Source organism: Paenibacillus montanisoli, from assembly GCF_003268025.1.
GTDB lineage: Bacteria > Bacillota > Bacilli > Paenibacillales > Paenibacillaceae > Paenibacillus_Z > Paenibacillus_Z montanisoli.
In genome coordinates this window covers 260307-275492 of sequence record NZ_QLUW01000006.1, presented here as the reverse complement: position 1 = coordinate 275492, position 15186 = coordinate 260307, and the positions used below count along the sequence as shown (strand labels likewise).

Annotated in this window: 15 protein-coding genes and 1 riboswitch; all 15 genes read right to left on the bottom strand. The window is 52.9% G+C overall.

Annotation, left to right across the window (positions count from 1 at the left end; translation table 11 throughout):
* Positions 1–94: 94 nt before the first annotated feature.
* The gene (locus DL346_RS26080; RefSeq protein WP_112885318.1) at positions 95–1690 is read right to left on the bottom strand and encodes a 2-isopropylmalate synthase; all 1596 of its coding nucleotides are present in this window, start codon (positions 1688–1690) and stop codon (positions 95–97) included.
* Between the two features lie 838 nt (positions 1691–2528).
* Positions 2529–4187: an Ig-like domain-containing protein gene (locus DL346_RS26075; protein WP_165822681.1), complete on the bottom strand. Its 1659-nt coding sequence runs from the start codon at positions 4185–4187 to the stop codon at positions 2529–2531.
* Between the two features lie 43 nt (positions 4188–4230).
* Positions 4231–5166 carry a response regulator gene (locus tag DL346_RS29825; protein WP_206098592.1) on the bottom strand — a complete coding sequence of 312 codons (936 nt, stop codon included), beginning with the start codon at positions 5164–5166 and terminating at the stop codon, positions 4231–4233.
* 22 nt (positions 5167–5188) lie between these two features.
* Positions 5189–6832 carry a GspE/PulE family protein gene (locus tag DL346_RS26065; protein WP_112885316.1) on the bottom strand — a complete coding sequence of 548 codons (1644 nt, stop codon included), beginning with the start codon at positions 6830–6832 and terminating at the stop codon, positions 5189–5191.
* Positions 6833–6853: 21 nt separating this feature from the next.
* Positions 6854–7759, bottom strand: a complete 906-nt coding sequence (locus DL346_RS26060; RefSeq protein WP_240633427.1) for a type II secretion system F family protein — start codon at positions 7757–7759, stop codon at positions 6854–6856.
* Positions 7760–7783: 24 nt separating this feature from the next.
* Positions 7784–8746 (bottom strand): type II secretion system F family protein, encoded by a 963-nt coding sequence (locus DL346_RS26055; RefSeq protein ID WP_112885314.1) that lies wholly within the window; start codon positions 8744–8746, stop codon positions 7784–7786.
* Positions 8747–8750: 4 nt separating this feature from the next.
* Positions 8751–10175: a TadA family conjugal transfer-associated ATPase gene (locus tag DL346_RS26050; RefSeq protein ID WP_112885313.1), complete on the bottom strand. Its 1425-nt coding sequence runs from the start codon at positions 10173–10175 to the stop codon at positions 8751–8753.
* Positions 10176–10198: 23 nt separating this feature from the next.
* Positions 10199–11047, bottom strand: a complete 849-nt coding sequence (locus tag DL346_RS26045; protein WP_112885312.1) for a CpaE/TadZ family protein — start codon at positions 11045–11047, stop codon at positions 10199–10201.
* A 25-nt stretch (positions 11048–11072) separates the two neighbouring features.
* Complete coding sequence (cpaB, locus tag DL346_RS26040) at positions 11073–11789, bottom strand: Flp pilus assembly protein CpaB (protein ID WP_112885311.1); 717 nt, start codon at positions 11787–11789, stop codon at positions 11073–11075.
* Between the two features lie 35 nt (positions 11790–11824).
* Positions 11825–12745, bottom strand: a complete 921-nt coding sequence (locus DL346_RS26035) for a pilus assembly protein TadG-related protein (protein WP_112885310.1) — start codon at positions 12743–12745, stop codon at positions 11825–11827.
* 9 nt (positions 12746–12754) lie between these two features.
* Positions 12755–13135, bottom strand: coding sequence for a TadE/TadG family type IV pilus assembly protein (locus DL346_RS26030; RefSeq protein WP_112885309.1), 381 nt, complete (start codon positions 13133–13135; stop codon positions 12755–12757).
* On the bottom strand, positions 13132–13641 hold the full coding sequence (locus DL346_RS26025) for an A24 family peptidase (RefSeq protein ID WP_240633445.1): 510 nt from the start codon (positions 13639–13641) through the stop codon (positions 13132–13134). The genes DL346_RS26030 and DL346_RS26025 overlap by 4 nt, the downstream gene beginning before the upstream one ends.
* A gap of 88 nt (positions 13642–13729) precedes the next feature.
* Entirely contained in the window at positions 13730–13924 is a 195-nt protein-coding gene (locus DL346_RS26020) for a Flp family type IVb pilin (RefSeq protein ID WP_112885307.1), read from the bottom strand.
* Positions 13925–13953: 29 nt separating this feature from the next.
* A complete protein-coding gene (locus tag DL346_RS26015; protein ID WP_112885306.1) occupies positions 13954–14298 on the bottom strand; it encodes a DUF192 domain-containing protein in 345 nt (114 codons plus the stop codon).
* A gap of 84 nt (positions 14299–14382) precedes the next feature.
* Positions 14383–14475: riboswitch (cyclic di-GMP riboswitch) on the bottom strand.
* A 475-nt stretch (positions 14476–14950) separates the two neighbouring features.
* Positions 14951–15145, bottom strand: coding sequence for a hypothetical protein (locus DL346_RS26010; protein WP_112885305.1), 195 nt, complete (start codon positions 15143–15145; stop codon positions 14951–14953).
* Positions 15146–15186 lie beyond the last annotated feature (41 nt).

Here is a 15186-nt window from a genome sequence, read left to right as displayed (position 1 = left end):
GTGAGAGCACGACTTCGTGCTATCACCACTATCGCAGTGGAATCTTGCGTCTATTCGGTGATTGAGTGCACGATTTCGTGCAAATTCGGCTCGCTTAGCTGCTTTTCTTTTGCCCGACTAACGTTTCGGACACAGCAGCCTGCTTGCTCATGAGCAGCTGATTGCACGCACTGACATACGCTTCAGCCGCCGCCAAAATAATATCGTTATGAACGGCCGTCCCCGAGTACCGCTGATTGTTATGCACAATGCTCACGATTGCCTCGCCTCGCGCGTCTTCCCCTGTGGACAGCGAATGCAGCTCCAGGTCCTCGAACTCCGCAGCCACCGGAATCGCCTGCTGCAAGCAGTGGATGACCGCTTCAAGCGGTCCGGTACCCGCGCCGGTCAGCGTCCGCTCTTCCTGAGAGTCGCGCTCCCGGACCGTAACGGAAGCGATTCGCGAGCGCTGCGTTCCCGCCAGTACTTGCAAATCCACAAGCGTGTACGGATCGTGCTGTATCGCGGTCGATTCGCTGGCCAGGCGAACGAGAACGTCGTCGGGGACGATTTTCATCTCGTCGGCTTTTTCAATAAATCGGTTGTACACATCCAGCAGCTGATCGTCATTCAATTCGATGCCGAATTCCGCTAAACGGTGCTTAATGGCATGACGTCCGGAATGCTTGCCCAGCACGATCATGCTGCGCGGGATGCCCATCGCTTCCGGATCCATGATTTCATAGGTGTTCCGGTTCTTGAGCAAGCCGTCCTGATGGATGCCCGACTCATGCTGGAACGCGTTCCGGCCCACAATCGGCTTGTTGTACGCAATCGGAAAATTCATCGCCCGGCTCACCATGCGCGACGTCTCGTAAATCTCGCTCATGACGATGCCCGTCTCTGCGCCGATCGCCGATTTGCGCGTCTCGATCGCCATCACAAGCTCCTCCAGCGAGCAGTTTCCGGCCCGTTCGCCGATGCCGTTAATGGTGACCTCCACTTGCGTCGCGCCTGCGTTAATCGCCGCCAAGCTGTTCGCCACCGCAAGGCCGAGGTCGTTGTGGCAGTGCGCGCTGTACTGGACTTTGTCTCCGCCTCTGGCGCCTGCCCGCACCGAGCGGAACAGTTCGCCGTACTCCTCGGGAAGCGCATAGCCGAGCGTATCCGGCAGGTTAATGACCGTCGCGCCTTCGGCGATGACCGCTTCCACCATCTCGATGACAAAATCGCGCCCCGAGCGGCTTGCGTCCATCGGCGAGAACTCAATTTCGTCGACGAACTGTTTGCCGTACGCAACCATTTCGCGGGCGATCGCAAGCACCTGATCGCGCGATTTCTTCAGTTGGAAATCCAGGTGGATGTCCGAGGAAGAAATAAAGAGATGCAGGCGGCGGCGGGCTGCGTCCATCGTGGAGCGCACGGCCGCGTCGATATCGCCTTTGATCGCGCGGGCGAAGCCAACGATCTCAACGCCTTGCAGCTCGCGGGATATTTGCTGCACGGCTGCAAACTCGCCTGGGCTCGAAATCGGGAAGCCCGGTTCGATGATGTCGACGCCCAGCTTCGCCAACTGGCGGGCCAAGATGATTTTTTGCTCCGGACGCAGCGTTGCTCCCGGCGACTGCTCGCCGTCTCGCAAGGTCGTATCGAAGATGCGGATGATGCGGTTCTCGGATTTTACTTGATTGGATGAATGGTTAATGGTCATAAGGGTTAGCCTCCTAAAGGTTTTTGTTTTTGTTTGGGATTTCGAATAGAAAAAAGCCTGCCGTCTCCTGATAAAAGTATCAAGAGACGACAGGCTTCTATGAAGCTTGCCGCGGTACCACTCTCGTTGCCCGGCCCCTCTCGGAGCCGAACCCGCTTATGCAGCGTTAAATTGCCGCCGGCTGCAATGCACCCGATGACGGAGGTTAGCCGTAAGCGAGGTACAGGCCGGCAAGCGCGCCATTCCCTCGTTCCGCTCCCAGGCGAGTTTCGGATCTCCTTCGGCTGCGTCGCACCACCCCGCAGCTCTCTGCATGTTCCCGGATTTGAATCCTACTGCTCCTGTTCATTGCGTTTCATCTATATGAGATATCGTTGTGTTTCGTTTGTCCTGACACTTCACCGAAAATCAAAAAAAGCCTGCCGTCTCTTATTCAAGAGACGACAGACTTTATAAGTCCGACGCGGTACCACCCTTGTTGACGTTCCCCCCGGACATACTAGCCGAAGTGCGCGGAACGCCCGCTTAAGCATGTCATCGATTCTAGAAATCGAAGCCATGCACCCGATCACGAGGGTCAACCGTAAAAACGTACGCGAGCTGCCCGTTAGCCTTGGCCTTCGGCCGACTGCGATGCTCGTTTCCGTTATTCCGCTCCCAGGCGAGGTTCAAGCGGCCTTCGACTGCGTTGCACCAACCCGCAGCTCTCTGTTCCCGGCTTCACGCTTTACTGCTCCTGTTCGTCGCGTTTCACATATTTTTGAAGTGTTGTTGCCTATTATATACTCGCCCGAATCGTCTGTCAATTCTGAAATTTAAACATCCTATGATTCGGTCATTAAGGCTTAGTAATGACAACTTTGACTTCAGTTGGAACCACTTGAATGTTTATGATTTTTTTATGCCCTCCATCTTTCGATGTAAGCTCCAATTGCGTTTCACCCGGTTTTAATCCGGTAAGGGTGAATAATCCGTCTTTTCCTTTTTTGACTTGTACGATCTTCGCACCGTTAGTTGTTAGCAGCTTGTAGGTTATTTCATTATTAATCGTTAGGATTGGAAGTACTTTGGCAGTAAATGAATAGTTGCTTCCCATAGTTACCTTCAGGGAAGTGGAAGGAACATAAATGCTCTTGGCGATTCCATAAACGGTGACGTTGCAAGTGGCTACTTTCTTGCCATCGGTCGTTGTCGCCGTGATGATCGCCGTACCGATGGACAGCCCTTTGAGCTGTCCTGTTTTAGGATTCACGCTGACAACTTTGGAATTGCTCGATGTCCACTTCACTTCCTTCAAGAAGGCGTTAAGCGGCATAACCGTAGCTTTCAGTTGTTCGGAACCGCCGACAGGAAGCTTCGTTTTCGTCTTATTCAGCTCCACGCTTTTCACTGTGGAAACCACGGTAATTTGCAGAGTATGCGTGAGGAGCTTTGCTTCTTCTTTAAGAGTAAAGGTAAGCGTTGTCGTTCCAGCGCTCAATCCCTTGAGTTTGCCTTTGGAATCAATGCTTGCGATTCGTTTATCGGCATTTATAACAGACCAGTGATAATGATCCAGTGCCCGGAAGTCATTTGGATCCCCTATAAAGAACAATGGGAATTCCTGCCCTGCTTTTAACGTTAGGGAACTGAGCTTCTTGCCGCTTTTATCCGCAACGTAGAAGTGTTCGATATTGGATGTAACCCGAATGGTGATCACTGTCGAATGACGTTTGTCTTTAGTCATTAATGTTACAGAGGTCGATCCTTCGTGAAGAGGAGTAATCACGCCTTTCGAGTCGATTTTGGCGATTCTCGGATCAGCGATCGTATACCAAAACTCCTGGTTATACCCGTTGTTAGGAACCACTTGGGCATTAATGGTTTTCTTCTGTCCGACAGGCAAGACAAACTCCTTGGATACTTGAATTCCCGTAGTATTACTGCTAACCGTAATTTTACAGGTCGCGCTATACCCGCCATCCGTTGTTACAGCAGTTATCGTTGCTTCCCCTATACCCGTCGCCGTAAGTTTACCGTCTTTACTTACGGTAACAATATTCCGATCGGTGGTCTGCCACTTTACTTCTTGTAAATATGCATTATATGGCTTGACGTATGCTTTCAGTTCTGAGGTTTGACCCAGTGCAAGCGAAAGAGTTGTCTTATCCAGTTCGACACCCTGAACCGTTGAAATAACTTGAACCTGGAGTTCAGCCAGCGGATTGGCAATTCCATCGATGCTCGCCCGAATGGTTACATTCCCTTTCGAAACTCCGATAAGGGTATCATTTGAATCTACTTTGGCAATGTCTTGATCGGAACTGATCCATTTGATCTTCAAACCATTGGCTTCTTCTTCGAGAGCAGGCAGTTCAATGATGGCCTGGAGCGGGAGTTTCTCGCCTACCCGGAGACTGAAGGACATCGTATCTGCGGATACATGATAGGGGATAGATAATGTGAAAACCATCAGGAAACACATTACCCAGACGATTGGCATTTTAAGATGTTTCAATCGGTTTTTCATCCTCTCTCTTCATTTTCAGACGCCGCGCAGCCTACTGCCGGGCGCCTAAATGATTGTCAAGCCAACCTGCCAGCTCCCGGAAGCCTTCCAGCGTGAATGGAATCACCTGCTTTTCCGCGTTCCCGCTCGTTCTTTCGATCACCAGCTTATCCTCGCTTTCCGTACACACGACGGAATAAGCGACCGTTTCCCCATCTTTCTCCTCCTGCCATTGACACATAATGCTGCTTACGAAGCTCTTCAATCTTGTTCTCTCCCTTCTAGTTTCATTTTCTGCCGGTGCTGCATGACGAATTGACGGCATCTCCTCCGCCTTGGGAACTGATTCCTCTCTCACAGGCTCTAGTTCCAAAGTCGCTGAAGCGACAGCGGTCATCGCTGCTGCCTCTTCAACGATCTCCAATGCGGCACGGACAGAAGCATCATCTGCATCCGCAAGCTCCTCTGTGTGTTCTTCCGTCACCGTATCAACAGGAACCTCAGCTTCAGCTTCAGCCTCAACTTCAACCACAGCTTCAACTTCAGCTTCCGCTTCAACTTCCGCTTCCACGCCAGCCTCTTCCTCCTGAACTGCCGCCTCGGTTTCCGTCTTCGCGGCAAGATAAGGCTCCGCGTACTTGCGAATTACTTCCTGCAGCCGGCTCGTATTGAACGGCTTCATTAGATAGCCCTTCGCCCCGGCATCCATCGCTTCGAGTACGAGCCCTTTCTCGTTGCTCGCCGTGCAAATCAGAACGACGGCTTCCGGATTAATGCCTAAGATCGACTTTATCGCTTGCACGCCGTTCATTTCCGGCATAGTCAAATCCATCAGCACGACATCCGGACGCAGCTCATCATAAAGCCGGATCGCTTCCTTGCCGTCTGCCGCCTCGCCAACCACTTCATAACCAAACTGACGCAAGCACTCCGAAGCCATCTTGCGCATGAAATTCGTATCGTCTACGACTAAGAAACGGTAAGCCATCGCCCTTGTCCCCCTATTGCTGTTATTTCAACACCTTAAGCGCTTCCTCAACAGTCGTGAGCCCTTCCCTGGCTTTAAGCAAACCGTTGTAAAGCAGCTCCTTATGGCCGTTCTGGGCCGCCTGCTTCTGAATGTCCGCAATCGGCTTGCCGCTAGCAATTCGTTCCTTGATCGCGTCATCGATCGTCAACACTTCCTGAATAGCAACAACCCCTTGATATCCGGTTTCGCCGCAAGCCCGGCAACCGCTTCCCCGGAACACCGCCGGTTTTCCGCTCATCTGCGTAAAAATAAAAGACCTGAAATTCCCGATCGTCCCTTTGGATGAGCTCTTGGCCGAGTCGGCATTAACGAGACCTGCCGCTTCCAGCTGGCGCATTTCCTCGTCGCTCGCGGGTACGGACTGCGCGCATTGTTTGCAAACTCGGCGCACAAGCCGCTGGGCAACAATGCAGTGCAGCGACGAAGCAAGAAGCTCCTTATCGCAGACGACAGCCATTAACCTGCCTAAGGAATCAAAGGCATGTTTGGCGGTCATCGTACCGATGATGGAGGGGCCGAACCGTGCCGCAGATAGAGCCGTTGCAACGGAAGCCGCATCCGTCAGGCCGTCAATCCACACCAGATCGGGCTTATGGCGCAGGGCTGCACGCAAGGTGCGGTCGACCGTTAAGCCGGACTCTTCTTTCAGCTCCACCTGGGTAATGCCGGGTATTACTTTGGCGATCGGACTTTCCAGCGTAATGATTTTACGGTGGGCCGGCCGTTTATGGTCGATCATGGCTTGCGAAACCGCCGTTTTGCCTGATCCCGGAGGTCCCGCTACGATGACAATCCCCCCTGTTTGCTGAAGAGCCTGCTCCAGCTCCTTAAGGTCGCGCTCGACAAAATCAAGCTCATGCAGCTTCAACGGCGGTGAATACGGGTCCGATATTGCCAAATAAAAGCTTTCTCCGTAAAGCGTGGGCAGCGAAGAAGCTCTAACCGCAAGCGGCGTATGGTCGACGATCGTCTCATACCGGCCGGTTTGAGGCAGCGGCGATCGGTCAATCGGCATCCCTGCCAGCCGTTTTATTCGTTCGACCAAGAGCTGCTGCTTGGCTTTCGTAATCCGGCCGTGCTCATGGATCGACTCGCCGATTCGGAATCGTACGGTCAAACCGTGCTCGGACGCTTCCAAATCGATGCCGGACGCCTTGCTTGCGATCGCCGCCTTAAGAAGCTCGTTCCATGCTTCCGTCGATTCATCCGTTCCGTAAAAACGAATGATCGACTCGGTAATTTCCGCACGGGTCGCCAGCATGGGCAGCACTTGAAGCCCGGAAACCATTTGGATTTGCTTGACCGCCTCATGATCGAGCGGATCTTGCATCGCCACCCGAATCCTTCCCCCGTCCCTGCCCACCGACAGCACCTGATGCTTGCGGGCAATCGTCTCCGGAATCAAATGGACAACGGCAGGATCGAATGGCATCTCCGCCATCATGACGACGGGCACGCCTAGCTGAAACTCTAGCGCCTCCACGAGCTGCCGCTCGCTGATCACCTGATTGGAAACCAAGATTTCCCCAAGCTTTGACGAACTGCTTCGCTGCTCTTCGAGCGCAAGCCCAAGCTGCTGCTCCGTAATCAAACCGTTCATCACCAGAAGTTCGCCGATTCGCATATGGGCCTCCCTCCTTTCAGGCTATTTTTTAGAAAATGTCTCGATAAATTGAATGGCGACCGGGCCTAGAAGGACGATAAACAAGCTAGGGAAGATAAACAGCACAAGCGGAAACAGCATTTTGATCGGCGCTTTCATCGCTTCCTCTTCCGCGCGCTGCTTGCGTTGCTGGCGCACCTCGTGGGACTGAATCCGGAGTACCTGTACCATCCCGATCCCCAGCTTCTCCGCTTGCAGAATGCTGCTGATCAGCACTTTGATTTCGTCTAACAGGAGCCTCTCCTTCACGCCCGAAAGCGCTTCGCGCCTTGTCCGGCCGAGCCGGATTTCCTCCAGGCAGTGCCTAAATTCCTCGGCCAGCACTCCATTTTTCTTGGAAATCAGCTTCGTCAGCGCCGCATCGAAGCCAAGGCCCGCTTCCAGGCTGACGGTCAACAGGTCTAAGACATCCGGCAGCTCCCGGAGCGCGAATTTGCTGCGGCTCTTTGCCTTCAAGCTTAAATAGTAGTCCGGAAGCACGATGGCGATGAGCAGGCCGGCAAATGCGAAGAGCATGATTACGCCGTTATTCATGTTCAGTAGAAATCCATAGAAACCGGCGATCCCCGGCATCGCGAGTATAAGCGTAAGCTGCAGCATCCGGTAATCGACCGGTGACATGCCAAACGGTCTGCCGGCCTGCAGCAATCTCAGCTCAAGCCGTGCTAACTTGCGCTCTTCCAGCGTCCGGCTGAACCCGCGCCGAAGCTCTCTCCACACGGGCAGCAGCGTACGGCTCAGGAAGGTGGCTTCTCTCTCAGCCGGAAGCATGACCGCCGTCCCAGCATCGGACACATGCCCGGTGATGTGCGACAGCCTTCGCTTCAGCAGCTTCTTCCTTTCGTCCCGAAGCACGAAGAGGGCGTAGATCGTCAATGTGACCGTCATGCAAAATGCCGCGTATAGCACTCCTTACACCTCGATCGTCGTAATTTTGCGTATGAAAAACAATCCGATGCTGCCGGAAATCAGCCCCGCGCACACCATCGCAATGCCGATGGTGTGATGAAATAAGGAACCGATATAGCTAGGCTCGATCATGTACAACAAGAGTCCTAGGACGAACGGCAGCAAGCCGATGACCACCCCTGACATCCGCCCTTGTGCCGTAAGAGTCGTGATCTGGCGTTGAATTTGGCTGCGGTCGCGGATGGTCTGCACGATCGTTTCGAGAATGACTGCCAGGTTACCGCCGATTTGGCGCTGAATGAGAATGGCCTGAATCATGAGATCCAAATCCTCGCTTGGAATCCGATCCTTCCATTCGTTCAGCGCATCCTCCATGCTCGTCCCGTACTGCATGTCCTTCAGCACAATCTCCGTTTCGTCCCGCACGACGCCTTCCGACTCGTCGCAGACCGTCTTTAATGCCTGCGAGAAGCTGAAGCCTGCGCGGAGAGAGCCGATTACCGTGGTCAGCATATCGAGCAGACCATCATTGAATTCGGCGAGCCGCTTTTTCCGCTTGCGCCCGATCCATAGACGCGGCAGCATGAAGCCGGCAGACGCGCCGACTAACAGAAACAGCGCTTGGCCAAACAGCAAATAAAACAACCCGCCGACGACCGCCGTGCTCATCCATCGGAAAATAATAAACTCTTCAGGTTTGAGCGGAACACCTGCAAGATTCAGCATCGTTTCCAGTCTTTTGCCCTTCTGCTTCGTTAACACGCGGTCTCGCACCGTTGTTTTGTACAGCTGCAGCGAGACGAGAAGGTTGAACTTCTTCCGGCTCAGCTTCTTCTTGTCGTTCAGCTCCAAGAAGCGCTTCATCCGCTTGTCCATGCGGCTGTTGGACATAAACAGCTGCTGCAGCAGCGCGCAAAAAAACAGAAAGCTGCTAAGCGCGAACATGCCCAGGAGAATCCAAAGCATGACTTCACTCCTCTTCTATAAACACGGATGCCGGGATATGGATGCCCGAGGTTTCCAGCCTTTCGTAGAACTTCGGACGTACGCCGGTCGGCACCAGCTTGCCGATAATCTTGCCGTTCGCATCCACGCCGATCTGTCTATACGTGAAAATATCCTGCAGGACGATGATGTCGCCTTCCATGCCGAGCACCTCGGTAATATTCGTGATTTTACGGGAGCCGTCCTTGAGACGGGATTGCTGGATAATGAGATCGACCGCACCCGCGATCTGCTCGCGGATCGCCTTGACCGGCAGCTCGATTCCGCCCATGAGCACAAGCGTCTCAAGTCTAGCGATCATATCCCTAGGACTATTGGAGTGGCCTGTCGCAAGCGAGCCGTCGTGACCGGTATTCATGGCCTGCAGCATGTCGAGCGCCTCGCCGCCGCGCACCTCCCCAATCACGATCCGCTCGGGACGCATCCGCAGCGAGTTGCGCACGAGATCCCGAATCGTAATCGCCCCTTTACCCTCGATATTAGGCGGACGAGACTCCAGCGACACGACGTGCTCCTGGCTAAGCTGAAGCTCCGCCGCATCCTCTATCGTCACGATACGCTCGTCGGCCGGAATGAACGAGGACAGGACGTTCAGCGTAGTCGTCTTCCCCGATCCCGTGCCCCCGCTGACGAAAATATTCAGCCTCGCCTTTACGCAGGCATCGAGAAAAATCGCCATATCTCGCGTGACCGTGCCGAAGTTGATCAAATTCTCGATCGTATACGGATCTTTGGAAAACTTTCGGATCGTGATCGTAGGCCCGACTAGTGCCAGAGGCGGAATGATGACGTTCACGCGGGAGCCGTCGGGAAGCCGGGCATCAACCATCGGGCTGCTCTCATCCACGCGGCGGCCGATAGGCGAGACGATCTTCTCGATGATATGCATGACGTGCTCGTCGTCACGAAACTGCACGTAGGAGAGCTCGATTTTGCCGTTTCGCTCCACGTACACCTGATTAGGGCCGTTCACCATGACCTCCGTGACCTCGGGATCGAGCAGCAGCGGATTGATCGGACCGAAGCCGGTCAAGTCATGGATGATTTCGTCGACCACCTTCTTCCGGTCTACTTTTCCCCGAAAGCCTTCATCCTCGGAGATCATTTGAATGGCCATCGCATCGATCTTCGGCAGGATGGCATCGACATCATCATCTTTCAAGTCATGCAAAATCTGCTTGTGCAGCTTGTTCTTAAGCTCCTGATGCTTGGAGATTTGCCCCGCCTGTTCCTTCGGGCGCGGGTCCGTTCCCCGGACTTGGCGGAAGGTTGTCAGCAAATCCTTCTTCGCCGGCTTGCTCGATTCAGCGGCGGCAGCCGTTTCGTCGGCCGCCGCGGCGTCTGCGCCCAGAAGCGCGGCTTTGGCTTGAACTTTATCGAGAAGACTCATGTTGTGCATCCTCCTCAGAAGAGCTAAGTCGTCGTTTTCGGCGTTTTATGGAATAACTGTTGGAAGAAGGACCCTTGTTTGGCTGGCTTAAACAATGAAATTTCCCGGCGGGAGACCAGTTGTTCCGCCAGCTTGAACACTGCCTTGGAAATGTCCGTCTTGGCGTGGTTCGCAACAAAAGGAATACCGACATTCAAAGACTGCGCAACGAGCTGCGGCTCGCTCGGGATGTACAAGGGCGTTTCAAAGCCCAGTATTTCCGACACATCCGAAGCTTTAATGACGCTTTCCATCGTGGAACGGTTGATGACAAGCTGCGTTTTATCCCTGTGGCCAAGCAGCTCAAGCGTCTCAAGCATCAGCTTGGTGCTCTTGATTGCAGCCATTTCCGGCGTTGTCAGCAGGAAAATCTGATCCGCCTTCTCAATGAATTGAATCGTTTTCTCCTGCAGTCCGACCCCGGTATCCACGATGAGATAATCGTGCTGCGCCAGCAGCAAATCAACGGCGCGGTCGATGACAACGGGGGTAATCAAGTCAGCGAATTCGGGCCTATCCGGCGCAGCCAGCACCTTCACCCCGCTGCTGTGGTGAATGAGGTAATTGGCGAAGGTGTAGCGATCCATGTCCGCGATCCCTTCGGCGACGTCCTTAATCGTGCAAGTCGGATGAAGGTCCAGCGAAAGCGCAATATCTCCGAACTGAAAGTTTCCGTCGAGCAGCCCGATCTGAATGTTCTTCTTGGTTAACGCAACCGCAAGATTGGCGGCCAGGACGGTTCTCCCGATACCGCCTTTCCCGCTGCAAACCGCGATCATTTCGCCCCGCTTGGCGCCCGGCTGCAAGACACTGCCCGTATCTTCTTGGTTCATCGCTTGTTCCTCCCGTGCCTATTGCCTATTTCTTCTCCGTGCTCGTCTGATCCTTGACGATCCGGCTGTTCAGCATCAAGCTGACGGTCCAGTCCGGATTTTCGTCGGCGTTAATGACCTTCACGCCGTCTTCGGGCTTTAATTCCAACGTCACCTGCGCATATTCCGCATAAGGGGTATCCGCAGCGGCTTCGACCATTCTTCTGCCGATCGCAAGAACATGAGCATTCTCGAGCAGAACGGTTGAAATGTAGGGCTTCGGTTTGTCCTTATTCGTTGCATCCAGCTTCGTTTCGTCCACTCTCGTATAGACGACGTCGACGTAATCGCCCGGTTCGATCAGGTTCGACACCGACTGAACGATGTTGACCCCGATTGAGACGGCGCGGTATCCGTCCCTCACCTTTTTGCTGACGAATTGCGCCTCTTCCTCTTGATCCTTTAGGTGGTTGGCCAGCAGCATCTCGCCTGCGGCGAGATCGGAGGCCGATATTTTGCCTTCGGCATCCGCCTGATTGCGAAGCGTCTTGGCATGAACGGCAGATGCCGGTACTTGAACGATTTGCAGCATGCCTGCGGTCAGCTTCGTGTTCTTCTTAATGTCCTGCTTAACCGCAACGACTCTTACGAGGCTCTCCTTCGCGGCGGGCACTTCCTTGTACTGCTTCATGTAATTGAAGAACAGCACCGTCGTCACGATCCCCATCAGCAGGGCAGCGATTAGTACGAGCTTTGATCTCATCTGGTGTCACCTGTCCTCAAGCAAAAAGTATGGAGTTATTTCACGAGCTTAATGACATAAGCGCCTTTGGTTACCGCACCCGGTGCGGCATAGCCCGTGCCGGTCCGTTCGATGAACATGCCGGTAATCGATGTATCGTTGCTGGACATCGGTTCGGAAATGTAGAAGTAGGCGAAGCCCGTTACTTTGATGGATTTTAGTTGATTGGAGTCATGCTCATAGGGCTTATAAACGGGAATGAGGATGATCCGGGGAGAGTCGCGGTGCGAGTAATCTCCGGGAGTATACGGATCGGAATCTATTCGAAGCTGTACGCCCTCCCTCGTTTTTCCCGCAACGTTACCGGTTTGCGTTTCGATAATATCGCCGATCTCAATATTATCCTGGTAACCGTACTTAAGGTTGTTCTCATAGGTACTTGCGCCTGTGCCGCCAAGCGCCAATATGCCAAAATATCCGGTTTCTACGCCTGAGCTGTCCACTTTAAGCTTATAGGGCTTATAGAATTCCAGCTGGATCGACTCGTCGATCCCAAGCGGAGCCGCTCCCGCGGCGGCCGTCATCGGCATGATCTGCGCTTTAGCCTTCGCGCTCACGAGGACGCTCTTCTTGCCGAGCAGTTTACCGAAACTCAGCGGAACTTCCCTCTGCAGATTGACTTGAACGCTCGACTTCAGCAATACATCCGTTCCAGCTAGACTGCCTTGCTCATCATTCTGAAGCAAAATATCATTCACTATGGCCTCGACATTGGTTTGCCCGGCCGTCAGTTCTTGCGCCCCCGATAGCGCAGCTGCATTCGCAGCCTTCTGCAGCTGGCTCTTCTCGGCGTACAGCGTGCTGCCGTCGACAACCAGCCCGGTAACGGTAAGCAGCATCGTCAGTCCGAATCCGATCAGCACAACCGTGCTGCCCCGCTGTTCCCGCATTAGCTTTTTCAAAAGCGCGATTATCATGACCACTTCCTATTCCACCCGTATGGTCGAGTTCACTGAAAGAATCGGGGTCGGCATGATTCCCTTGATGATCGGCGTGATCATCGGAAGCTCGTAAGAGAGTGCCACCTTCACGTTATCGCCGGATTTTCTTGCGGATTCATTCGGCGAGATGGTCACCTCTAGGTCATCCGGATTACCGATGATCAAATGATCCTTCGCATAGGTCTCGATTTCCGCATCGCTGCTTCCCAACCCGCCCAGCCGCACCGCTTCCTGCGCCGTCATATTCAAGCTGGCATAGGCAAACATGAGGCGGCCGATGTCGACGATGCCGCAAATGAGCAACAGTACCAAGGGAAGGAGCAAGGCGAATTCCACCATCGATTGCCCCTTCTGTTCTTTGATCATCCCAGTCCCCATCCTTTCAGACCCAAGCAAACCGCGGTCCCCCCTGCAATGGCAACGCCATAGGGATACGCTCCTTCCGTCCAATAGCCTCGAATCTGGGGCTTAACTCGAAGTTTTAAGCATATGAGCACATACCATACGAATTGCAGGCGCTCCCGAAGTCCTTTCTTAAAGAGAACGATAGCCAGTGCCATAACCCCACCGAAAAGCGCCATGTAGATGGATGTGGCAGCAACGAACGCCGCGCCTTTAAGCGCGCCGATGACGGCAAGCAGCTTGACGTCCCCGGCCCCCATTCCTCCTAAAAAATAAGGGATGATTAGAATTCCGAGCCCGAGGGTAAAACCTAGTAGGGAATGCCGAAGCCCTGCCAACCCGTCAAAGTAAAGGTGCAGGATCACTGCAAGAATCAGCGCAGGGAATAGGACCTTGTTATAAATCTTCCTGTTCTTCAGATCGGTCACCAGGCAAATGGTTAGGACCGCGAGCAGTACTGCATTGACCATCACGGACGGTTCCTCCGTTTCATGCGCGTATGAAAAAGACCATACGTTGAATCAGATCAACGTATGGCCCTAGAGCAAACTCAGCCGCTTATGGCGTTTCTGTCAATCCATCAACACCGGTATCGACTGCTGTTTCCGCATTTTCGAACAGAGCAACGATCTTGCCGCGAAGAGCAACCAAAATCGTTACGACCGCTACCGCGATCAGGCCAAGCACCAAGCCGTACTCCGTCATGCCTTGACCTTGCTCTTCTTTTACCAGACCGATAAGTTTGTTCATCATTTGAAATTTCCCCCTAAAGTGGTTTTGGTTTATTGGGTAAACATGGCCGTTTGTCCGATACATATTCCCGCGCTGGCAATCGTTCCTGCAGGCAGCTCGACAACGGAATGGGTGCCCCGAATGTTTGCGCCGATTTTACCCGGCCTCAATTCTTGCTCCAAGCCTATCACGATGTTGTCTTCGCTAAGATGCAGAACATCAATGGGATACTTCATGAAAAACGAATGCACCCCTTGGCATGGTCGAATATGCAGGCCGTTTCCTTCCGCGAGCGAATCCGTCAGCATAAGACCTCTTAGTCTCCTAAGAAATGTATGCGCTTCCACGATTCGATGACCAACTAACTGGCCGCTCTCCTGGATCAACAGCTTCATTTCGACACAACCACCTCCCGGAAATGTCAAATAACCCACCTTTAGCCCGAAAGGAGGGTTCCCTAAAGAAGCTCCCCTTCATCTTTCGGCAGCTGGCTGGCATGGTCGCATAGGTATGCGTCCGAAGCCCCTTTAGCTTTGCGTCACCGGCTTTCGACGGCTTTGCCTTTATCGAGATTCAGCGGATTTTCCGTTCGCCGATTCGATTGATTTCATCATACGGCTGACAAGTTCTACCTAAAATCCTGCTTTATCCTCAATTTTCCGTATAATTTTGACATGCTTTTAGACATAAATCGATCGTAGTCCAAATGGACGACATTTTGTTGAATTATGGCGTATCGATCGGAAACAATGGGTAAAATTACCTTATATCATCCGGTTGTAGAACGATTTCACTAACCAACTACGCAAAAGCGGATTTTCGCCCAAAAACCCGCGTTCATTACTTTAGTCATCTAACAGGCTAAAAGTACGAATCATTTTTTGACGGCTTCATATGTCGATTTTTATGTATGCGAGTCCTAGCCGGTACCCATCTCGAATAAAAATAGAACCTTCCGTTCCACTTTGATCGTGGGCAAGAAGGTTCTTTTTTCGACGTCATCTACGACCTAACCGACTAATCTTCATCGTACATCAATAAATTTTTTTATTTCTTGTAAATCTTGTACAGCAGCAAGAGGATGCCCCATGGGACAATGTACGTCGTGATCCACTCGAATGCATACACAAGCCGCCGCTCGCCTTCACTGAATTCATCCGGTCCGCCAATCATTGCGCAAATAAAGACGAAGATAAACAAGACGCTTAAGGTGCTTGCTAGAAACAAATTTTTGGATTTCAAGTTATATAGTCCCCTAAATAAGAGAGTTTTAGGCCGGGGGA